General features: G+C 70.0%; 18 protein-coding genes. 15 read left to right on the plus strand and 3 right to left on the minus strand.

Annotated elements, in window-relative coordinates:
* The 7 genes from FVP77_RS12760 to FVP77_RS12790 are packed head-to-tail and all read left to right on the plus strand — an operon-like array spanning nucleotide 1 to nucleotide 7561.
* Nucleotides 1-930 (plus strand): carbohydrate ABC transporter permease, encoded by a 930-nt coding sequence (locus tag FVP77_RS12760; protein WP_246134108.1) that lies wholly within the window; start codon nucleotides 1-3, stop codon nucleotides 928-930.
* Entirely contained in the window at nucleotides 927-1829 is a 903-nt protein-coding gene (locus FVP77_RS12765) for a carbohydrate ABC transporter permease (protein WP_147894963.1), read from the plus strand. Before FVP77_RS12760 ends, FVP77_RS12765 begins: the two co-directional genes overlap by 4 nt.
* A gap of 1 nt (nucleotide 1830) precedes the next feature.
* Entirely contained in the window at nucleotides 1831-2565 is a 735-nt protein-coding gene (locus tag FVP77_RS12770; protein WP_147894964.1) for an SDR family oxidoreductase, read from the plus strand.
* 38 nt (nucleotides 2566-2603) lie between these two features.
* Entirely contained in the window at nucleotides 2604-3473 is an 870-nt protein-coding gene (locus tag FVP77_RS12775) for a dihydrodipicolinate synthase family protein (protein WP_147894965.1), read from the plus strand.
* 28 nt (nucleotides 3474-3501) lie between these two features.
* Complete coding sequence (locus FVP77_RS12780; protein WP_147894966.1) at nucleotides 3502-5025, plus strand: FGGY-family carbohydrate kinase; 1524 nt, start codon at nucleotides 3502-3504, stop codon at nucleotides 5023-5025.
* Complete coding sequence (locus tag FVP77_RS12785; protein ID WP_147894967.1) at nucleotides 5022-6653, plus strand: fucose isomerase; 1632 nt, start codon at nucleotides 5022-5024, stop codon at nucleotides 6651-6653. Before FVP77_RS12780 ends, FVP77_RS12785 begins: the two co-directional genes overlap by 4 nt.
* Nucleotides 6650-7561: a ribokinase gene (locus tag FVP77_RS12790; protein ID WP_222707733.1), complete on the plus strand. Its 912-nt coding sequence runs from the start codon at nucleotides 6650-6652 to the stop codon at nucleotides 7559-7561. The genes FVP77_RS12785 and FVP77_RS12790 overlap by 4 nt, the downstream gene beginning before the upstream one ends.
* Nucleotides 7562-7567: 6 nt before the next feature.
* Here FVP77_RS12790 and FVP77_RS12795 read toward each other — a convergent pair whose 3' ends face one another.
* Nucleotides 7568-8176 carry a hypothetical protein gene (locus FVP77_RS12795; protein WP_147894968.1) on the minus strand — a complete coding sequence of 203 codons (609 nt, stop codon included), beginning with the start codon at nucleotides 8174-8176 and terminating at the stop codon, nucleotides 7568-7570.
* Nucleotides 8177-8289: 113 nt separating this feature from the next.
* Here FVP77_RS12795 and FVP77_RS12800 point away from each other — a divergent pair, with 113 nt between their 5' ends.
* The 4 genes from FVP77_RS12800 (at nucleotide 8290) to FVP77_RS12815 (ending at nucleotide 14656) form a co-directional block, all read left to right on the plus strand.
* Nucleotides 8290-10017, plus strand: coding sequence for an ABC transporter ATP-binding protein (locus FVP77_RS12800; RefSeq protein WP_147894969.1), 1728 nt, complete (start codon nucleotides 8290-8292; stop codon nucleotides 10015-10017).
* Nucleotides 10014-12044, plus strand: coding sequence for an ABC transporter ATP-binding protein (locus FVP77_RS12805; RefSeq protein ID WP_147894970.1), 2031 nt, complete (start codon nucleotides 10014-10016; stop codon nucleotides 12042-12044). Before FVP77_RS12800 ends, FVP77_RS12805 begins: the two co-directional genes overlap by 4 nt.
* A gap of 103 nt (nucleotides 12045-12147) precedes the next feature.
* Entirely contained in the window at nucleotides 12148-13359 is a 1212-nt protein-coding gene (locus FVP77_RS12810; protein WP_246134109.1) for a glycosyltransferase, read from the plus strand.
* 4 nt (nucleotides 13360-13363) lie between these two features.
* Nucleotides 13364-14656 carry a glycosyltransferase gene (locus FVP77_RS12815; RefSeq protein ID WP_147894972.1) on the plus strand — a complete coding sequence of 431 codons (1293 nt, stop codon included), beginning with the start codon at nucleotides 13364-13366 and terminating at the stop codon, nucleotides 14654-14656.
* Here the strand turns inward: FVP77_RS12815 and FVP77_RS12820 are convergent.
* Nucleotides 14622-14993 (minus strand): hypothetical protein, encoded by a 372-nt coding sequence (locus FVP77_RS12820; RefSeq protein WP_147894973.1) that lies wholly within the window; start codon nucleotides 14991-14993, stop codon nucleotides 14622-14624. The genes FVP77_RS12815 and FVP77_RS12820 overlap by 35 nt on opposite strands.
* 256 nt (nucleotides 14994-15249) lie before the next feature.
* Here FVP77_RS12820 and FVP77_RS12825 point away from each other — a divergent pair, with 256 nt between their 5' ends.
* Nucleotides 15250-16263, plus strand: a complete 1014-nt coding sequence (locus FVP77_RS12825) for a helix-turn-helix domain-containing protein (protein WP_147894974.1) — start codon at nucleotides 15250-15252, stop codon at nucleotides 16261-16263.
* An 18-nt stretch (nucleotides 16264-16281) separates the two neighbouring features.
* On the opposite strand, the gene FVP77_RS12830 is transcribed toward FVP77_RS12825, so the two are convergent.
* Nucleotides 16282-17637 carry a DUF2252 domain-containing protein gene (locus tag FVP77_RS12830; RefSeq protein WP_147894975.1) on the minus strand — a complete coding sequence of 452 codons (1356 nt, stop codon included), beginning with the start codon at nucleotides 17635-17637 and terminating at the stop codon, nucleotides 16282-16284.
* A 113-nt stretch (nucleotides 17638-17750) separates the two neighbouring features.
* Between FVP77_RS12830 and FVP77_RS12835 the strand changes: the two genes are divergently transcribed.
* From FVP77_RS12835 to FVP77_RS12845, 3 genes are read left to right on the plus strand one after another with little or no spacing between them, the layout of a single operon-like run.
* Entirely contained in the window at nucleotides 17751-19919 is a 2169-nt protein-coding gene (locus FVP77_RS12835) for an ATP-dependent Clp protease ATP-binding subunit (protein ID WP_147894976.1), read from the plus strand.
* A 59-nt stretch (nucleotides 19920-19978) separates the two neighbouring features.
* The gene (gene ppk2, locus FVP77_RS12840) at nucleotides 19979-20794 is read left to right on the plus strand and encodes a polyphosphate kinase 2 (RefSeq protein WP_222707734.1); all 816 of its coding nucleotides are present in this window, start codon (nucleotides 19979-19981) and stop codon (nucleotides 20792-20794) included.
* Between the two features lie 19 nt (nucleotides 20795-20813).
* Nucleotides 20814-21656, plus strand: a complete 843-nt coding sequence (locus FVP77_RS12845; RefSeq protein ID WP_147894978.1) for a UbiA family prenyltransferase — start codon at nucleotides 20814-20816, stop codon at nucleotides 21654-21656.
* Nucleotides 21657-21729 lie beyond the last annotated feature (73 nt).

Below are 21729 nucleotides of genomic sequence, written 5' to 3' on the forward strand. Positions count from 1 at the left end.
GTGGCAACGATCACCGCCCCGCGCCGCCCGAGGGCCGCGACGCGCGCCGTCGACTGGGTCGACGCGCACCTGAAGTGGATCCTCATCGCGCCGTCGGTGGTGTTCATCGGTGCTCTCATCGCGTTCCCCATCGGGTACACGGTGTTCCTGTCGCTGACGGACTCGGCCGGATCGGTCAACCGGCCGTTCGAGTTCGTCGGCCTGGCGAACTACATCGGATGGCTCACCGACACCGAGCGGTTCTGGCCGGCAGTGGGCCGCACGGCCTACTTCACGGGCGTCGCGCTCGGGCTCGAGCTCCTCTTCGGACTCGCGATCGCGCTGCTACTGCGCAAGACCTTCCGCGGCCAGGGGATCGTGCGGGTGTTCATCCTGCTCCCGCTCGTGGCCACGCCGGTCGCGGTCGGCATGATGTGGCTGCTCATCTTCGAGCCCACCATCGGGTTCGCCAACGTCGTGATGCAGTTCTTCGGCCTCCCCGCGCAGGGGTGGCTGTCCGATCCGTCGACGGCGCTGAACACGCTGATCTTCATCGACGTCTGGCAGTGGACCCCGATGGTGATCCTCATCCTGCTCGCCGGGCTCTCGACCCTGCCCGAAGAACCCGACGAAGCAGCCCGGGTCGACGGCGCCAACGCGTGGCAGCGGTTCCGTCACATCACGCTGCCCCTGCTCGCACCGGTCATCGGCGCGGCGGCCATCCTGCGGGCCATCGACGCCATGAAGACGTTCGACATCATCTACGCGACCAAGGGCATCGGCGGCGGATCGAGCCACGAGGCCGAGACGCTCAACATCCTGGCCTACGGGCAGGCGTTCCAGTTCTCGCAGTACGGGAAGGCGTCCGCCCTTCTGATGCTGTTCTTCATGCTCATCGTCATCGTGCTCGTCGCCCTGGCCATTCTTCGCAAACGAGGAGATCGCTCATGAGCGTCACCGCCCCCACCCGCTCCCGTCAGGGGGCCGCTCCCTCGGCCCCCCGTCCGCTGCCGACGCCGCGTCGGCGCAGGCGGACACGCGCACAGCTCATCGGCGGCACCGCCCGGGTCGTCGGCATCGTCGCCGTGGTGCTGGCCTTCCTCGTGCCGCTGGCCTGGATGTTCCTGGCGAGCATCAAGCGCAACCGCGACGTCGTCGACCCGTCCCGCACGTTCGACTTCGAGCCGACGCTGGGGAACTACGACACGGTCTTCGGGGCGCAGAACTTCCTGCCGATCATCGGCAACAGCGTCATCGTGGGCATCGGCGCCACCCTCCTCGCCCTCCTCATCGGCGTTCCCGCCGCCTACGGCATCGCCCGCTACCGGGTGCGCAGCACGACGGCGTTCCTGCTGATGGCGCGCGTGATCCCGGGTGTGAGCCTGCTCATCCCCTGGTACTTCCTGTTCTCGCAGATCCAGCTCGTCGGCACCTACACCGTGCTGATCCTCACGCACCTCTTCGTGACCATGCCGCTCGTCGTCGCCATCATGTCGAGCTTCTTCGACGGCATCCCCCACGAGCTGGAGGAGGCGGCGCAGATCGACGGGACCAGCCGGATCGGTGCGTTCGTGCGGGTCGTGCTCCCCCTCTCGGTGCCGGGTATCGCGACCGCGTCGATCCTGTCGTTCATCTTCAGCTGGAACAACTTCCTGTTCGCCCTCGTGCTGTCCAGCCAAGGTACGAGGACGCTGCCCGTCGCGATCGTGAACTTCACCAGCTACGCGGCCGTCGACTGGGGAGGGCTCATGGCCGCCGCGGTCGTCATCACCGTCCCGGTCATGATCGTCGCCCTCATCGCCCAGCGGTACGTCGTCAGCGGTCTGACCGCCGGCGCGACGAAGGGCTGATATGACTGTCACCCCTGTGTCCTGGGTGATCGGCGGCGGCACCGGCATCGGCGAAGCATCGGCCCGGGCACTCGCTCGGCTCGGAGGCCACGTGGTGGTGTCGGGTCGCCGAGTGCAGGAGCTCGACCGCGTGGTCGCCGAGATCCGCTCCGAGGGCGGGGCGGCGACGCCCCTCTCCCTCGACGTGGCCGACGACGGCGCGGTGTCGCGGGCCGTCGCGACCATCGAGGCCGAGCACGGGCCCGTCGCCACCCTCGTGTTCAGCGCCGGCACCAACGTGCAGGAGCGCTTCTGGAACGAGGTGACGCCGTCGGCGATCGGCCACGTCATGGACGTGAACCTCCACGGCGCGGTGCGCGCCGTGCACGCCGTCCTGCCCGGCATGCGTGCCGCGCGCGGCGGTCGCATCGTGCTCGTCTCGTCGTGGGCGGCCTGGCGTCATTCCCCCGGCGCGGGGGCCGCCTACTCGATGAGCAAGACCGCCCTGGGGGTGCTGGCCGAATCGGTCAACGCGCAGGAGCACGCGAACGGGGTGCGCGCCACCCACCTGTGCCCGGGAGAGGTGGCGACCGACATCCTCGACACCCGCCCGAACCCGCCCTCGGCCGAGGCGCGGGAGTCGATGCTCCGCGCCGAGGACGTGGGGGAGGCGGTGGGGTGGATCGCCGCGCTGCCCGAACGGGTCTGCGTGAACGAGCTCGTCCTCACGCCCACGTCCAACACCTCCTACGCCTGATCCCCTCATCCGTTCCACCATCTGAAAGGCCGCATCACATGTCACGTCGCGACATCGTCACCGCTATCCCGACCAGCTTCCACGCCGACGGGAGCCTGGACATCGAGGGGAGTCGAGCGATCTTCCGCTACGTCGCGCAGTCGGGCAACGAGGGCGCCTTCGTGCTGGGCACGACGGGGGAGTTCCCCGCCATCGACGAGGACGAGTTCCGCGCTCTGGTGGCAGCCGCGCTCGAGGACCTCGGTGGTCGGATGCGCGTGATCGTGCACGTCGGGCGCTCGAGCGCGTTCGAGGCGGTGCGCCGAGTGGAGATCGCGCGCGAGCTCGGAGCCCGCGAGTTCGCGGCGCTGACCCCGTACTACCTCGCCTCGGCGGAGGGTGCCGTGGAGAGCTACTTCGAGGCCGTGTCCGAGGCCGTCGGCGATGGATCGCTGTTCGTCTACGTGTACCCGAAGCGCAGCGGCATCGAGGTCAGCCCCGCGCTCCTGGCCCGTCTCGCGAAGCTCCCGAACGTCATCGGCGCGAAGATCAGCGAGATGAGCCTCGACGACATCGCCGCTTACCGATCGGTCGTCGACGACGACTTCGTGCTCTACACGGGCGCCGACCGCGACCTCGTCGCCGCGGGCGAGGTCGGGGCGCAGGGCGTCGTCTCCGGGGTGTCGTCCGTGCTCCCGAAGCCCTTCCGCGCGCTCGCCGCGGCCGCCGACAGCGGCGACTCCGAGACGATCGCGTCCGCGCAGGCGGCCGTCGACGACGTGGTCCGGATCATCGGCGGCGACATGCCCCGCATGAAGGCCGCTCTCCGCTCGATGGGAGTCGCGGACGGCCGCAGCCGTATGGCGCTGGTGGAGCCCGACGACGAGGCGCTGGCCGAGATCGATCGCGTCATCGCCGCCTACCGCTGATCCGTACACGGGGAGAGGGGCGGATGCCATGACCGTCCGCTGCACGATGGGTGTCGACATCGGCACGTCCAGCAGCAAGGGCGTACTCGTCGATGCGGAGGGCCGGATCGTCGCATCGGCCGTCGTCGAACACGAGGTCTCGCGTCCGCGTGCCGGGTGGGTCGAGATGGACGGCTCCGTCTGGTGGGACGAGTTCGTGACGCTCTCGCGCGAGCTCCTGGCACGTGTCCCGGGTCGGGACGTCGAGGTGGCCGCCGTGGGCGTCAGCGGCATGGGCCCGTGCGTGCTGCTCGCCGACGCCGACGCGGTCGCGGTGCGTCCGGCGATCCTCTACGGGGTCGACACGCGCGCGACCGAGCAGATGCGTCGCCTGACCGACGAGCTCGGGGCGGACGAGATCGTGCGCATCGCGGGTTCGTCCCTGACGACGCAGGCAGGCGGGCCGAAGATCGCGTGGGTGCGCGACGAGGAGCCGGAGGCGTATGCGCGGGCACGGCGCCTGTTCATGCCGGCATCGTGGCTCGCGCATCGCCTGACCGGTGCGTACGTGCTCGACCATCAGTCGGCGAGCCAGATGACACCTCTCTACGACATCGAGCACGAGCAGTGGCACGAACCCTGGTGGCGGCTGATCGCGCCGGGGCTCGAGCCTCCGCTCCTGCGCTGGGCGGGAGATGTCGCCGGTCTCGTGACCCGCGAATCCGCCGACCTCACGGGGCTCGCGGAGGGGACGCCGGTGATCACCGGCACCATCGATGCGTGGACCGAGGCGGTGAGCGTCGGAGCCCACGGTGCCGGCGACCTCATGCTCATGTACGGCACGACGATGTTCCTCGTCGCCACCGGCGACGAGACGCTGCGCACGCCCTCGATGTGGAGCACCGTGGGGGTGTTCCCCGGGTCGCGGAACCTCGCGGGCGGTCTGGCGAGCTCCGGCGCGATCACGCGGTGGATCGCGGACCTCACCGGTGCCGACTATCCCCGCCTCCTCGCCGAGGCAGCGGAGTCGGGGCCGGGTGCGCGGGGCCTCGTGATGCTGCCGTACTTCGCCGGTGAGCGCACGCCCATCCTCGACCCCGATGCGCGCGGCGTCATCGCGGGTCTCACTCTCGAGCACGATCGCGGCGATCTCTACCGCGCCGCTCTGGAGGCGACCGCCTTCGGGGTACGGCACAACGTCGAGACGATGCGCGCCGCGGGCGCCGACATACGGCGCATCGTGGCGGTCGGCGGGGGCACCCAGGGCGCCCTCTGGCTGCAGATCGTCTCGGATGCGACCGGCCTCGTGCAGGAGGTCCCCGAGATCACGATCGGCGCGTCGTACGGCGCGGCGTTCCTCGCGGCGGCCTCCGACACCTCGCACGGCGCCGTCCCCCGCATCGAGGACTGGAACCCCGTCGCACGAACCGTCGCTCCCGACGCCGCCGTCGCCGCGCTCTACGACGAACTCTTCTCCCTCTACCTCTCCCTCTACGACGGCACGGCCGTCGTCACCCACGATCTCGCTGCGCGTCAGCGCAGCCTCACCGACATGGAAGGCGCTTCCCGATGACCTACACCCTCCCCTCCCCGGCACCGCAGCTCACCGCGCCCGCGCGCACCGCCTACCTCATCGCCAGCGGCGACCTGCGCGAATCGGCGAACATCGCGGGCTGGCCCACGCAGGCCCGGATGGAGGCGGATGTGTCCGCAGCGCTCGCCGAGCTCGGCTGGGAGGTCGTGCGCGCCAACGGCGTGGACCCCGAGACGGGCCACGGGTTCATCTCGAGCCAGCGGATGGGGCTCGAGGTGTTCCGCAGCATCCCCGCCGATGCGCCCCTGATCGTCGCGGAAGCCGTCTGGCAGTACTCGCACCACGTGCTCGCAGGCCTGCGCACCCACCGCGGTCCGATCCTCACGGTCGCGAACTTCGCCGGCGACTGGCCGGGGCTCGTCGGGCTGCTCGGTCTGAACGCCGGCCTGACCAAGATGGGCACCGAGTACTCGACGATCTGGTCGGTCGACTTCACCGACCCGTGGTTCCGTGACGGGCTGCGGGAGTGGACCGAGACCGGCCGGATCGTCCACGACGAGTCGCACGTCAGGCCGTTGCCCGAGCTGCGGCCCTCGCCGGAGCGCGACCTGGGGCGCGCGCTGGGAGATCAGCTGCTCGCGGAGAAGGCCATCATCGGGGTCTTCGACGAGGGCTGCATGGGCATGTACAACGCGATCTTCGACGACGAGCTCCTGAACCCGACGGGCATCTACAAGGAGCGCCTGTCGCAGTCCGCCCTGTACGCCGAGATGCTCGTCGTCCCCGACGAGGAGGCGGATGCGGCGCGCGACTGGTTGATCGACCGGGGGATGACCTTCCGCTTCGGCACCGACGAGGCGACGGAGCTCACCGAGGGCCAGGTGCGGTGGCAGATGAAGATGTACATCGCGGCGCTGCGCATCGCCGACGATTTCGGTCTCGACGCCGTCGGCATCCAGTACCAGCAGGGCCTGAAAGACCTGGTGCCGGCGTCGGATCTCGCCGAGGGGGTGCTCAACTCCACCGAGCGTCCGCCGGTGTTCTCGCGCGACGGCGGGCGCGAGCTGTTCGCCGGTCGGGCGATGCCGCACTTCAACGAGGCCGACGAGGGCGTCGCGGTGGACGCGCTGGTCACCGACCGGGTGTGGAGGGCGATGGGGCTCGTACCCGACAACACGCTGCACGACGTGCGGTGGGGCGAGGACTACGACGGCGAGTTCGTGTGGGTCTACGAGATCTCGGGGTCGGTTCCGGCCTCGCACCTCGGGGGATGGGACAAGGCGGAGGGGTGGCGGCAGGGACCGGTCTTCTTCCCCGCCGGGGGTGCCACGGTCAACGGCGTCTCGCGTCCGGGGGAGCTGGTGATCAGCCGCGTCTTCATCGCCGACGGCATCCTGCAGGTCGACATCTTCCGCGGCAGCGCGGTCGAGCTGCCCGAGGCGGAGACGCGACGGCGCAAGGAGGCGACGAACCCGGAGTGGCCCATCGCGCACGTGGTGCTGCACGACGTCTCGCGCGACCAGTTCATGGCCCGGCACAAGGCCAACCACGCCCAGGTCGTCTACGCACCCGACGCCGAGACGGCCGACAGAGCGCTGATCGCCAAGGCGGCTATGTTCGAACGCATGGGCATCGCGGTCAACCTGGTCGGCCGGGTGACGGCGTGACGGGAGTCGTCGTTCTCGGCAGCGCGAACATGGACCTCGTGGTGCGCCAGCCGCGCCGCGCGGAACCGGGCGAGACGCTCTTCGGCACGGACTTCTCGACCGGACCCGGCGGCAAGGGGCTCAACCAGGCGATAGCCGCGGCCCGCGCGGGCGCGTCGGTGCGCTTCATCGGAGCGGTGGGGACGGATGCTTTCGCCGAGCGCCTGCGCGACAGGCTCGTCGCCGACGGGGTCGATGTCGAGGGGCTGCGGACCGTGCCCGGTGCGACCGGTATCGCGCAGATCACGGTGACCGACGACGGGCAGAACACGATCGTGGTCGTGCCCGCGGCCAACGCCGATCGCGCTTTCAGCGTCGACGACCGTGCGACGGTGGCGGCGGCATCCCACCTGGTCGTGCAGCTCGAGAGGCCGATCGAACTGCTGGAGGTCGCCCTCCGTCATGCGCGCGATGCCGGGGTCACGACCGTGCTCACGCCGGCGCCCGCGAGGGCCGGCCTCGATGCGCTGCTCGATCTGGCGGACGTGCTCGTGCCGAACGAGGGCGAGGCGATGATGCTGAGCGGTCGCGACGACGCCGAGTCCGCGGCGATCGAGCTCAGTCGGCGCGCCGGAACGGTGATCGTGACCCTGGGCGAGCGCGGCGCGCTCGTTGCACGCGGGGGAGCGGTGGTGCGGCATGTCGGCGCGCGCCCCGCCCGCGCGGTCGACACGACCGCGGCGGGCGACACCTTCGTCGGCGTGCTCGTGGCCTGGCTCGCCGACGGCAGATCGCTCGACGATGCGCTCGAGGCCGCGGTCGCGGGGGCGGCCATCACGGTCACCCGTGCGGGTGCGGCCGAATCGATGCCGTCGCGCGACGAGATCGATCGCGCGCTCGCCTCGCCCGTCGCGACCGGCGACGTCTGATCAGGTTCAGCGCGGCGCCGGCCCCGGGTCGATGCGCAGCACGGTGGGCGACTCGCCGACCGAGAGGTCGTCGACCACCCTCAGCGTGAGGGCGATCTCATCGACGGCCGGCAGCACGGTGGCGACCCGCGCGCGGTCGGAGCAGACGGCGGTCAGGGTCACGAAGTGGCTGCCGGTGTCCCAGGTGTAGGTCGCGAAGGGCGGCGTGCGCTGGTCGGCCGGAAGGTCCATCACGAGCTTCTCGCCGACACCCAGGTGGGGATTGCGGAAGTCCTCGGTGTCGTCGTACTCCATCGGCATGCTCGCCCGCGCCGTGCGCAGCTGCGGGGTCGCCTCCTGCAGCTGCGCCATCACGACGACGAGCTCGGGATCGGACTTCCACACCCACACGCGAACGCGACCGGCCGCGCGCCGCATGAGCAGCGGCGCGGCCTGGCTCGCCGCCCACGCCAGGAACCCGCTGCCGGGGCGCTCGGTCGCTCCCACGGCGCGGTTGGCCTGGCCCAGCAGCATCCGGATCGCCGCCTTGCGGTGCCGGCGCCCGCGCAGGCCCAACGACTCCGTCACCGCCACCCAGCGGGCGGGATCGGCCTCTGCCTGCAATCGCGTCGACATGCCTTCCAGGTTAGGCGTCGACGGTGGTCTTGCGGTGTCGGAGGTAAGTGGCAGGCTGTTCACCACGCCCCCGGGTCGGTGGCGATCGTCGTGCTCACACCTCGGAGTATCCCGTGCTCGGCAAACTGCTCGTCCGCTACCTCAAGACGTACCGCTGGTTCCTCGCGGGCGTGCTGATATTCCAATTCATCTCGGCCATGGCCTCGCTCTACCTTCCGCGCCTCAACGCCGACATCATCGACAAGGGCGTGGCGCAGGGCGACACGGGCTACATCTGGTCGACCGGCACGATGATGCTCGGCATCTCGCTCTGCCAGATCGTCGCGTCGATCATCGCGACCTACTTCGCCGCGCGCGCCGCGATGAGCGCCGGGCGCGACATCCGCCGCGACGTCTACGACAAGGTCAGCGCGTTCTCCGAGCGCGAGGTCTCGCAGTTCGGCCCGGGGTCGCTCATCACCCGCAACACGAACGACGTGCAGCAGGTGCAGATGCTCGCGATGATGGGCGCGACCATGCTCGTCACCGCCCCGCTCCTGGCGATCGGCGGTGTCGTGATGGCACTGCAGCAAGACGTCGGACTGAGCTGGCTGATCGGTGTGGCGGTGCCGCTCCTCCTCGTCGTCGCGGGCCTCATCATCAGCCGCATGGTTCCGCTGTTCCGCAGCTTCCAGAAGAAGCTCGACGCGGTGAACCGGGTCATGCGCGAGCAGCTCACCGGCGTACGCGTCGTGCGTGCGTTCGTGCGCGAGCGCATCGAGGAGGAACGCTTCCGCGAGGCGAACACCGACATCCTCGTGGTCGGCCGCAAGGTCGGATCCCTCTTCGTGCTGCTCTTCCCGTTGGCGATGCTCGTGCTCAACGTGACCGTCGTCGGGGTCATCTGGTTCGGCGGCATCCAGGTCGATTCGGGCGCCGTGCAGATCGGCACCCTGTTCGCCTTCATGCAGTACGTCGGTCAGATCCTCATGGGGGTCCTGATGGCGAGTTTCATGACGATCATGATCCCGCGCGCGGCGGTCTCGGCCGAGCGCATCGGCGAGGTGCTCGCGAGCGAGTCGACCCTCACGCGGGCGGCCGACCCGGTCACCCGCTTCCCCGAGCCCGGGTCGCTGCAGCTGCGCGACGTCGAGTTCACCTACCCGGGCGCCGAGTCGCCCGTGCTGCAGGGCATTGGCTTCGAGGCGGCACGGGGTGAGACGGTCGCGATCGTCGGTTCGACCGGATCGGGCAAGACGACCCTGGTCTCGCTCATCCCGCGACTCTTCGACGCGACGGGGGGCGAGGTGCGCGTGGGCGGTGTCGATGTGCGCCAGGCCGATCTCGACGAACTGTGGAAGGGCATCGGGCTCGTGCCGCAGCGCCCGTTCCTCTTCACGGGCACCGTGGCGTCCAACCTGCGCTTCGGGCGCGAGGAGGCGACCGACGACGACCTGTGGAAGGCGCTCGAGATCGCCCAGGGCAGCGACTTCGTCGCCGAGATGGAGGGACAGCTCGAGGCCCGCATCTCGCAGGGCGGCACCAACGTCTCGGGCGGCCAGCGTCAGCGCCTGGCGATCGCCCGCGCCATCGTGCACCAGCCCGACATCCTCGTCTTCGACGACTCGTTCTCGGCCCTCGACCTGTCGACCGACGCGCGACTGAGACAAGCGCTGTGGCGCGAGCTGCCGGAGGTGACGAAGATCGTCGTCGCGCAGCGCGTCTCGACGATCACCGAGGCCGACCGCATCGTGGTGCTCGAAGACGGGCGCATGGTGGGACTCGGCACCCACGAAGAGCTCCTTGCGAACAATGCGACGTACCGCGAGATCGTCGAGTCGCAGCTGGGGGTGGAGGCATGAGCGCGCCCGATGCACTGACCGAAGACGAACGGCTCGAACTCGAGCTGGCCGAGCAGGCGCGTCAGAACTCCGGCGACTGGGACAGCGTCGCCCCCGGCAAGGCCACGAACTTCGGCAAGAGCTTCGGCCGCCTCATCGGCCTGCTCCGCCCGCACGCTGTGGCCTTCACGTTCGTGTCGATCCTCGGGGCGGTCGGTGTCGTACTCGCCGTGATCGCACCGCGCGTGCTGGGCGAGGCCACCAACCTCATCTTCGAGGGCATCACCTCCCGCGCGCTCGGCGACTCGTTCCCCGCCGGTACGTCGCAGGCCGACGTCGTCGAGTCGCTCCGCAACTCCGGTCAGGGCGACCTGGCGAACGTCGTCTCGGCCATGCAGAACTTCCAGGTCGGCGCCGGCGTCGACTTCGACCGGCTCCGCATGGTCGTCATCGCGGTGCTCGCGATCTACGTCGCGTCGTCGTTCCTCAGCTGGGTGCAGGGCTTCGTGATCAACATCATCATGGTGCGCACGATGTGGCGTCTGCGCGAGTCGGTCGAGGCGAAGATCAACCGACTGCCGCTGTCGTACTTCGACAAGGTGCAGCGCGGTGAGCTCATCTCCCGCGTCACGAACGACATCGACAACATCACCCAGACCATGCAGCAGTCGCTGTCGACCGTCGTGACCTCCGTGCTGACGGTCGTCGGCGTGCTCGTCATGATGTTCACGATCTCGTGGCAGCTCGCGATCGTCGCCCTGATCTCGCTGCCCCTGATGGCCGTCATCTTCGGCGTCGTGGGTCCGCGGTCGCAGAAGGCCTTCGGCATCCAGTGGCGCAAGGTCGGCCGACTGAACGCCCGGGTCGAGGAATCGTTCTCCGGTCACGCGCTGGTGAAGGTGTACGGCCGCGAGAAGGACTCCCGCGAGAAGTTCGAGGCCGAGAACCAGGAGCTCTACGAGGCGAGCTTCAAGGCCCAGTTCCTCTCCGGCATGATCATGCCGGGCATGATGTTCGTCGGAAACCTCACTTACGTCGGCATCGCCGTGCTCGGCGGTCTCATGGTCGCCAGCGGCAACCTGCGGCTCGGTGACGTGCAGGCGTTCATCCAGTACTCGCAGCAGTTCACGCAGCCGCTGTCCGAGCTCGGCGGCATGGCCGCGGTCATCCAGTCGGGCACCGCATCGGCCGAGCGCGTGTTCGAGCTGCTCGACTCCGAAGAGCAGGAGCCCGACGCCGACGACGCGCCCACGCCTGTCGACGGCGAGGGCGTCATCGAGTTCGAGCACGTGCGGTTCTCGTACTCGCCCGACCGTCCGCTCATCACCGACCTGTCGTTCCGGGTCGAGCCCGGCCAGACGGTCGCGATCGTCGGGCCGACCGGTGCGGGCAAGACGACGCTGGTGAACCTCATCATGCGGTTCTACGAACTCGACGGCGGGCGCATCCTGCTCGACGGGCAGGACATCGCCGAACTCACCCGCGACGCCGTGCGCTCGCGCACCGGCATGGTGCTGCAGGACCCGTGGCTGTTCGCAGGCACGATCCGCGAGAACATCCGATACGGACGAGAGTCGGCGACCGACCAGGAGATCGTGGATGCGGCGACCGCCACCCGCGTGGACCGCTTCGTCCATTCGCTTCCCGACGGGTACGACACCGTGCTCGACGAAGAGGCGTCGAACGTCTCCGCGGGCGAGAAGCAGCTCATCACGATCGCCCGAGCCTTCGTCGCCCAGCCGTCGGTGCTCATCCTCGACGAGGCCACGTCGTCGGTCGACACCCGCACCGAGCTCCTCCTGCAGCACGCGATGGCGGCGCTGCGTGAAGGACGCACGTCGTTCGTCATCGCCCACCGGCTCTCGACGATCCGCGACGCCGATCTCATCCTCGTGATGGAGCACGGCGACATCGTCGAGAAGGGGACGCACGCCGAACTCATCGCGGCGGAGGGCGCCTACTGGCGCCTCTACCAGTCGCAGTTCGAGCAGGCCGCGGGCTCGGAGACCGACGAGGCGATCTCCGAGGAGGAGTCCGCGGCCCGCTGACATGCCGCCGCCCGTCCGCGGCGTTCATCCACGCCTCGGGTACAGTGAACCGGCAAGCACCGCACCGTGCGACTCATCCCGCCGCACAGATTGGCCGCCACCCGTGACCTCCTCCGCGACGCCTGACCACGTTCGTCCCGACCTCGATCGGCCGCTCACGATCTTGATCGGCTGCGACACCTTCGCGCCCGACATCAACGGAGCCGCGCGCTTCGCCGAGCGCCTCGCGGCCGGCCTGGTCGCCCGCGGACACGACGTGCACGTCGCCGCTCCGAACACCGAGTACCGTCGCGCGGCGCCGCGTACCGAGGTGGTCGAGGACCAGCCGATGACACTGCACCGGTTGCCGTCCGTGCGCTGGCCTCCCCACGACTGGCTCCGTTTCGTCTGGCCGTGGCGGTCGAAGCACTACGCGCGTCAGGTGCTCGACGCGGTCAAGCCCGACGTCGTGCACATCCAGTCGCACATCGTGCTGGGTCGCGGTCTCGCCCGCGAGGCGCGGAAGCGCGGCATCCCGATCGTCGCGACCAACCACGTCATGGCCGAGAACCTGCTCGACTTCACGGCCCTCCCCGCGTTCCTCAACCGCTACATCCTGGCGCTCGCCTGGGCCGATGCGAAGCGTACGTTCGACATGACTCGCGCGGTCACGACGCCCACGCGGAACGCCGCCGACTTCCTCGAGTCGACGATCGACCTCCACGGCGTGATCCCGATCAGCTGCGGCATCGACAAAGCGAACTACACGGCCGACCTCACCCCGCGCGACGCGAACCGCATCCTCTTCGTCGGACGACTGACGACCGAGAAGGGGATCGACGTTCTGCTGAAGGCCGTCGCGAAGCTCGATCCGTCCCTCGACGTGTCGGTCGACCTCGTCGGCGGCGGCGATCAGCGCAAGAACCTGGAGACCCTGAGCGACCAGCTCGGCATCGGGTCGCGCGTCACGTTCCACGGCCACGCCTCGGAAGCCGACCTGCGCGCGCTGTACACGCGTGCCAGCGTGTTCGCGATCGCCTCGATCGCCGAGCTGCAGTCGATCGCGACGATGGAGGCCATGGCCTCCGGGCTGCCGGTCGTGGCCGCGAACGCGGTCGCGCTGCCGCATCTCGTGCACGACGGAGAGAACGGCTTCCTGTTCGAGCCGGGCAACGACGACGAGCTCGCCGCGCGCCTCACCGACGTGCTGACCGCTTCTCCCGACGAACGCCTGCGCATGCAGCAGGCATCGCTCGACGGTGTCATCGTGCACGACATCGGCCGCACCCTCGACACCTTCGAAGCCCTCTACCGGGGCGAGCCGACCCCCTCGTAGCGCCATGCACGTCGTGATGTTCGGCGACCAGCACGTCGAGTCCTCGGGCGGCGCGCAGGTGTCGATGCGGCTGCAGCGGCGCTTCCTCGAGCGCGCGGGGCACACCGTGACGATCGTCGCCCCGCGCCTGCATGCGCGACGCATCGACGATCCGGCCTACCTCGACCTCCCCTCGGTGCCCATCACCCCCGACCGCGAGTACGCCATGACCGTGCCCGGTCGCCGAACCGACCGACGGCTCGACATCGCGATGACCGGGCGGCCTCCCGTCGACGTGGTGCACGTGCAGGCCGACTTCTGGGGCGCGGTCATCGGGCACCGGTTCGCTCGCCGGCACGGCCTGCCCGTCGTCCACACGATGCACAACCGCGTCGACGTCGGCATCGAGGCCACAGCGCCGTTCCCGACGCTCGTCCTCCGGGTGCTCAACGTGTGGGCGGGGCGGATGCTGGGGCCCGTTCATCGTCGGAGGATCGCGCCGTCGTCGGAGGATCGCGCCGAAATGCTCCGTCCGCCCGACGATTCTCCGACGCAGATCGCACCGCGCGGCAGGGACGGGTGGGCGTATCTCCGGATGCTCGCCGAGGGCGCCGACGCCGTCACCGCGCCCTCGTCGCACTTCGCGCACAGGCTCGAGCAGCACGGCGTCTTCCCCCGGGTCGACGTGGTCTGGAACGGCATCGACGACGAGATCCTGGATGCCGCGCTCGACCGCGCACGGGTCGAGACGCAGCATCCGTCGCGCCCTCGTTTCGTGTGGGTCGGGCGCATGAGCCCCGAGAAGCGGCTGCTGCCGTTCCTGCGCGCGGTCATCGAGTCGAAGGTCGCGGCCGACATCGAGATCATCGGCGGAGGCGGGCAGCTGCGCGCCGCCCGCCGGATCGTCGAGGCGGTCACCGCTCCCACGGGGGTGGAGTTCGCCGGGCGCCTTCCGTACGCCGAAACGCTCCGCCGCATCGGAGCGGCCGATGCGGTCGTGCAGACCTCGATCGGCTTCGAGACGCAGGGCATGACCGTGTTCGAGGCGGCGTCGCTGGGCACCCCGGCCGTGGTGTGCGACCCCGACATCGCCGCGGAGCTGAGCTCGGGCTACTGGGCGGTCGCCGACGCCTCGACCGCCGCGCTCGCTCGCGCCCTGGTCGACGCCGCCGCCGACATCGTCGACGGCGCGTCGCCTCGGCCCGACGCGGCCGTCGCCGAGGCGTTCCGGCAGTCGTCGCGGACGGCGGCGATGCTCGCGGTGTACGACCGGGCGATCTCGCTCAGCCGCGGAAGGCGAACAGCAGGAGGGTCGTGAGCTGTCCGGCCAGCAGGCCGAACAGAACGACCGTCCCGCCGCCGAGGCCGATCCCGGCGAGAGCCTTCGGACGGTCGCGGGCGGCGAGCCCCATCGCGCCGAGCACGATCGCCGCGATGGCGACCAGACCCTGCAGCACCGCGAAGACGGTGGTGAACAGACCGTAGAGGTCGTAGCGCATCGCGGCGCTCCCGAGCACCGCCGCCGACACGACCGCCGACACCAGCTGGAGAGCGAGGGCGGCAGCGACGAGGATGACCGAGATCAGCCCACCGGGATTGCCTGGACGGCGACCGGTGTCGTGCGGGTGGTGCGCGGAGTGCGGGGGATTCGTCACGGTCGCCTCATCTCGTCGGCACGAGTCTAGGGAAGCCGTGAGCTCAGGGCAGGCGGCGGTGATCGGTGGGGATGCGGCGGTACCCGTCGGTGAAGAGGGTGCGGATGGATGCCGCGATCGCGACGGCGGCGATGAGGGCGGAGGCGAGGAGAACGATCATGGCAGTAACGCTACGTTTGCGCAGATCGCGCCACGAGTGGCAGGATGGACATGCATCGAAAGTTTCCTGCCAAACGCCTCGTTCTAAGGTCGTGCCATGAAAACGGTCGCCGTCATCGTCCAGCACGGGTTCGCGCCCTTCGAGTTCGGCCTCGCCTGCGAGGCCTTCGGGCTCGACCGCAGCGACGACGGGATCGAGCCCTTCGATTTCCGCATCCTCGCGGCCGAACCGGGCGCCATATCGAGCAACCTCGGGTTCTCGATCAACGTCGAGCATGACCTCGCCTTCGCCGACGAGGCCGACCTCGTGGTCGTCACGCCGATCCCGCGCGAGGACTGGGGGCGCGTCGACGAGCGCGTCGCCGACGTCGTGCGGCGAGCGGCCGCGCGAGGCGCCTGGCTCCTGAGCGTGTGCAGCGGCTCGTTCGTGCTCGCCGCCGCCGGGGTGCTCGACGGTCGTCGTGCGACGACGCACTGGCGGTACGCCGATGTCATGGCATCGATGTACCCCGCGATCGACGTCGACCCCGACGTGCTCTACGTGCAGGCCGACCGCATCATCACCAGTGCCGGCACCGCCGCGGGGCTCGACGCGTGCCTGCACCTGCTGCGGCAGGAGCTCGGCGCCGAGATGGCGAACATCATCGCTCGCCGCATGGTCGTGCCGCCGCAGCGCGATGGGGGGCAGGCGCAGTTCATCGTCGCGCCGCTTCCGATCGAGGCCTCGCTGTCGCTCGCCCCGGTGAGCGACTGGATGCTGCAGAACCTCGCACTCGACCTCACGGTCGATCAGCTCGCGGCGCGGGCGCACATGTCGCCGCGCACGTTCGCGCGGCGGTTCAAGGCCGACTTCGGCGCGACGCCGGCTGCCTGGCTGGGGCGCCAGCGCATCATCCACGCGCAACGGCTGCTCGAGCAGTCGGGGCTCGGGCTCGACCGCATCGCCGCCGAGAGCGGGTTCGGCTCGGCCGCCGTGCTGCGCCAGAACTTCGCGCGCACCCTCGGGATCACCCCGACCGCCTATCGCGCCCGGTTCGCCTGCACCGACGAGGCCCAGGAGGCGGTCGTCGGGGCCGGGTCCGTGACGCCCGAACTCGCGCCCGTCGCCTGATCGGGCGGACGGGCCGCCTCAGGCGGCCGCGAACGCGGCGTGGTCCGCGCGGGTGAGGTCGGCGTAGGCGTAAGCCCAGTCGACGATCGGATCGGCGAGGGCCCGCCCGCCCCCCGCGTAGCCGGCGACGGCGGCGGCGTTCGGCGACTGTGCGTGCGCGCGCGCGAGCGTGGCCGCGCACGCCTGCGCGTAGCGCTGGAAGGGCGCGTCGTCGAGTTCGACCATCTCGATCCCGCCCTTCATGTCGTGGAACTGCCGCACGTAATAGTCCTGGTCGGGGCTGCGGACGTGCCCGAGGAACGGATCGGACACCGCCTGCAGCACCCGCTGCAGGGAGACCACGCGGGCGCCCTCCCCGAATGCTGCGACCACGTCGGTCAGTGCGGCGGGCTGATGGACACCCCCGTACTGCTCGAGCACGCTCCGTCCCGCCTCCTTGCCCTGCAGCATGAGCGCGTGCCCGTCGCCGTCCTGCAGCAGCACGAGGAAGCAGCGGGTGCCGACGCTCCCGACGCCGACCACGCGGAGCACGACGTCGACGGCCTCGTAGTGGGAGAGCAGCATCCGCACGTCGACGTTCACCGAGGCGCGGTAGTCGCCGTCGACGGCGAGCATCAGGCGGCTGGTGTCGAGATCGACGTGGACGGTGGTCGGGGGCTGCTCCACGAAGGCGAGACGGCCTCCGTCTCCCTCGGTCGTGAGCCTGCGCACCGCCCGCTTGCCCGTGCGGCGCTTGGCGTCGCGGATGGCCTCGACGACGACGCTCCGCGACTGCGGGTCGTAGGAGTCGAGAAGCTCCTGCGGGCTGAAATGCTCGAAGTACCGCGCCAGTGGGTCGCGTTCGACCAGGCGGTCGAGCACTCGGGCGTAGGTGCGCACGGCCGCGGCCGCCGACTCCCGCACGACGCGGTCGTCGCGCGACGTCTCCTGGCCGGCGAGGACGACGCTGGTGACGAGCCGCTTGAGGTCCCACTCCCACGGCGCCCACGCGGCCTCGTCGAAGTCATTGAGGTCGAACACGAGCGATCGCTGCGGCGAGGCGTAGAACCCGAAGTTCGCCACGTGCGCGTCGCCGCAGGACGCCACGGAGATCCCCGTGCTCGCGTCGCGCGCGAGATCCGCCGCCATGACGGCGGCGGCCCCCCGATAGAACGCGAAGACGCTCGCCGACATGCGCTCCGCCCGCATCGGTACGAGCTCGGGCACCCGCGAGGTGTTCTGCGACGCCAGGACGCCGAGAGGGTCGCGGCCGGTGGTGGTGAGCAGAGCCAGATCGCGGCGCGGAAGCCGCTGCCGCGCGTCCCTCCCGAAGGCGCGGCGGTCGGCGGAGCTCGGCGGGGGGTTGCGCGGTTCTGCGGGTGCGGGCGTCGTCACGGCATCACCGTAGTCCTCCGCCGCGAGGGCTGGTGGGAAAGGTGGCGCGCTGATAAAGTTGAGTCAGACGCACTCAACTTTTCTCGAGTGCTCCCCGAATTTCAGGAGACCGCATGAACGCCACGCAACAGCCCGGACAGGAGGAGGCGCAGAGCGCCCTCGAGCAGTTCGGCATCAACCTCACCGACCGCGCCCGTCAAGGCAAGCTCGACCCCGTCATCGGACGCGACTCCGAGATCCGCCGGGTCAGCCAGGTGCTCACCCGGCGCACCAAGAACAACCCCGTCCTCATCGGCGAACCCGGCGTCGGCAAGACCGCCGTCGTGGAAGGACTCGCCCAGCGCATCGTCGCGGGCGACGTCGCGGAGAGCCTGAAGGGCAAGGAACTCATCACGCTCGACATCTCGGCACTCGTCGCGGGCGCGATGTATCGCGGCCAGTTCGAGGAGCGCCTCAAGAGCGTGCTCAAGGAGATCACCGAGTCGGATGGGAAGGTGATCACCTTCATCGACGAGCTCCACGTGCTCATGGGCGCCGGCGGCGGAGAGGGGTCGGTCGCCGCATCCAACATGCTCAAGCCGATGCTCGCTCGCGGCGAGCTGCGCCTCATCGGCGCGACCACGCTCAACGAGTATCGCGAGTTCATCGAGAAGGATGCCGCGCTCGAGCGCCGCTTCCAGCAGGTCTACGTCGGCGAGCCGACGGTCGAAGACACCATCGCGATCCTCCGCGGACTGAAGGAGCGCTACGAGGCCCACCACAAGGTCGCGATCGCGGATGCGGCGCTCGTCGCCGCGGCATCGCTGTCCCACCGCTACATCCCCGCCCGTCAGCTGCCCGACAAGGCGATCGACCTGATCGACGAGGCGGCGTCGCGCCTGCGCATGGAGATCGACTCGGCGCCGCTCGAGATCGACGAGCTGCGGCGTCACGTCGACCGGCTCAAGCTCGAGGAGCTGGCGCTGAAGAAGGAGAAGGATGCCGCGTCGAAGGAGCGGCTCGCGGCCCTGCGCGAGACCCTCGGCAAGGAGCAGGCGCACCTCGATGAGCTGCAGGCCCGGTGGGAGCGCGAGCGCGCCTCGCTCAACCGCGTCGGCGACCTGAAGACGAAGCTGGACGCGGCTCGCATGGAGGCCGAGCGGGCTCAGCGCGAGGGCAACCTCGAGAGGGCGTCGCGCCTGCTGTACGCCGACATCCCCGCGCTCGAGCGCGAGCTCATGACGGCCGAGGGCGAAGAGACCGCCGGCGAGGACCGGATGGTCAACGACCAGGTCACCGACGAAGACATCGCGGCGGTCATCGCTGCGTGGACGGGTATCCCCGTCGGGCGCCTGCTGCAGGGCGAGACCGAGAAGCTGCTGCACCTCGAGGCCGAACTCGGCAAGCGCCTGATCGGCCAGAAGGACGCGGTGAAGGCGGTCTCCGACGCGGTGCGCCGCTCCCGCGCGGGCATCAGCGACCCCAACCGACCGACCGGATCGTTCCTGTTCCTCGGGCCCACGGGAGTCGGGAAGACGGAGCTCGCCAAGTCGCTCGCCGACTTCCTCTTCGACGACGAGCACGCCATGGTGCGCATCGACATGTCGGAGTACGGAGAGAAGCACTCCGTCTCGCGCCTGGTCGGTGCCCCTCCGGGATACGTCGGCTACGAGCAGGGCGGTCAGCTCACCGAGGCCGTTCGTCGTCGCCCGTACAGCGTCGTGCTCCTCGACGAGGTCGAGAAGGCCCACCCCGAGGTGTTCGACGTGCTGCTGCAGGTCATGGACGATGGTCGGCTGACCGACGGCCAGGGCCGGACGGTCGACTTCACGAACGTCATCCTGATCCTCACGTCGAACCTTGGCTCGCCGATCCTCATCGATCCGCTGCTCTCCCTCGACGAGAAGAGGGCGCAGGTGCAGGCGCTCGTGCGCCAGGCGTTCAAGCCGGAGTTCATCAACCGTCTCGACGACATCGTGATCTTCCAGGCGCTGACGGAAGACGACCTCGCCCAGATCGTCGAGCTGTCGGTCTTCGCGCTGCAGAGGCGTCTGCGCGAGCGCCGGCTGACGCTCGCCGTCACCCCCGACGCTCGCTCCTGGCTGGCTGAGCGCGGATACGACCCGCTGTTCGGAGCCCGGCCGCTGCGCCGCCTCATCCAGTCCGAGATCCAGGACCGCCTGGCCATGGCGATCCTCGCGGGCGGTGTGCACGACGGCGACGTGGTCCGCGTCGACGTGGCCGCCGACGGGTCGACGCTGGTGCTCACGAGCGACGGCCCGGAGGAGCAAGCCCGGGTCTAGGCTGGCGCGTACCTCCTTCGGCCCTCGAACGAGATGCATCCCGGCGAAGGAGCGTGCGCGTGTCGAAGAAGGTCAAGCGGGTCCCGAAGAAGGCCTACGAGGCGGAGCTCGAGCGGTTGCAGATCGAGCTCGTCGAGATGCAGCAGTGGGTGACGTCGGTCGGCGCGCGGGTGCTGGTCATCTTCGAGGGACGGGATGCGGCGGGCAAGGGCGGCGCGATCAAACGCGTCATGCAATACCTGAACCCGCGCCACGCGCGCGTGGTGGCTCTGCCCCAGCCGTCGGATCGCGAGCGCGGGCAGTGGTACTTCCAGCGCTACATCGAACGGCTTCCGGCGGCGGGCGAGATCGTGCTCATGGATCGCTCCTGGTACAACCGCGCGGGCGTGGAGCGCGTGATGGGGTACTCGTCGGACGAGGAGTATCAGCGCTTCCTCCTGCAGACGCCCATCGTCGAGCGCCTGCTCGTCGCCGACGGCATCATCGTTCTCAAGTACTGGTTCTCGGTCTCCGACGGCGTGCAGCAGGATCGCTTCGCCTCCCGGCTGAACGACCCGATGCGCCGATGGAAGCTCTCGCCCACCGACCTCGAGTCGATCGTGCGGTGGGAGGACTATTCGCGGGCGAAGGACGCCATGTTCGACGCCACCGACATCGATGAAGCGCCCTGGTGGACGATCGAGAGCGACGACAAGCGCGCCTCGCGCCTCAACGCCATCGCGCATCTGCTGAGCAGCATCCCTTACCAGCGACTCGAACCCGACGAGATCCAGATCCCCGACCGCCCGCCGGTCGCCCACTACGAGCGGCCGCCGCGCGACCTGCACCGCTCGGTGCCCGACATCGCGAGCACTCTGGGCAAGAAGGGGAAGTGACCGCGGGTAACGTCGGAGCATGAAGACGGTGCGGGCGCTCTGGGGCTCGACTCATCCCGGTCCGGCGCTCGTCGTCACGGCGCTCTCGCTCGCCCTCGGTATCGCCACGGGGCTCGATGCCGCGCGCATCGCCCTCCTCGTCGCGTCTGTCCTGTGCAACCAGATCTCCGTCGGCCTCTCGAACGACGCCATCGACGCGAGTCGCGATCGCGCCGTCGGTCGCACCGACAAGCCGATCGCGGCGGGCGTCGTCTCGGTGCAGCTCGCGCTCGGCGTCGCGGTGGGGGCGGTCGTCGCATCGCTGGCGCTCTCGGCCGTGCTCGGGTTCGGGATGCTGGCGGGGCAGGCCCTCATGATTGCCGGGGCCTGGGCCTACAACGCGGGCCTGAAGTCCTCGGTCTTCTCACTCGCGCCCTTCCTCGTCAGCTTCGGCGTGTTCCCCTCGCTCGCCACGCTCTCGGCCCCCGCGCCGACCCTCGCGCCGTTCTGGGCGGCGATCGCCGGGGCCGCGCTCGGCGCGGCGGTGCACCTCACCAACGTGCTCCCCGACCTCGACGACGACCGGGCGACTGGGGTTCGCGGGTTCCCGCATCGCATCGGACCTCGCGCGTCCGCGCTCCTCGCCGTCGGGGGGCTCTTCCTCGGAGCGGCGGCGGTGCTCCTCGGGCCCGTCGACGGCGACCTCGGGCGGATCGCCTGGCCCGGGTGGCTGTTCGCGGCGGCCGTCGTCGTCGTGGCGGTGGCCACAGGCGTTCGCGCCCTCGTACGCCCGCCCGATCGCACGGTGTTCCGTCTCGTGATGCTGGCCGCCCTGCTGCTGGCCGCGCAGCTGGTCGCGACGGGGTCGGCGCTCAGCGGCTGAGCCCGAGTCCGCGAGACGTCATCCCCGCTACGAGACTGCGCGCGAGGGCTGCAGTCTCGTATCCAGGATGATG

It is taken from the genome of Microbacterium hatanonis (assembly GCF_008017415.1).
GTDB lineage: Bacteria > Actinomycetota > Actinomycetes > Actinomycetales > Microbacteriaceae > Microbacterium > Microbacterium hatanonis.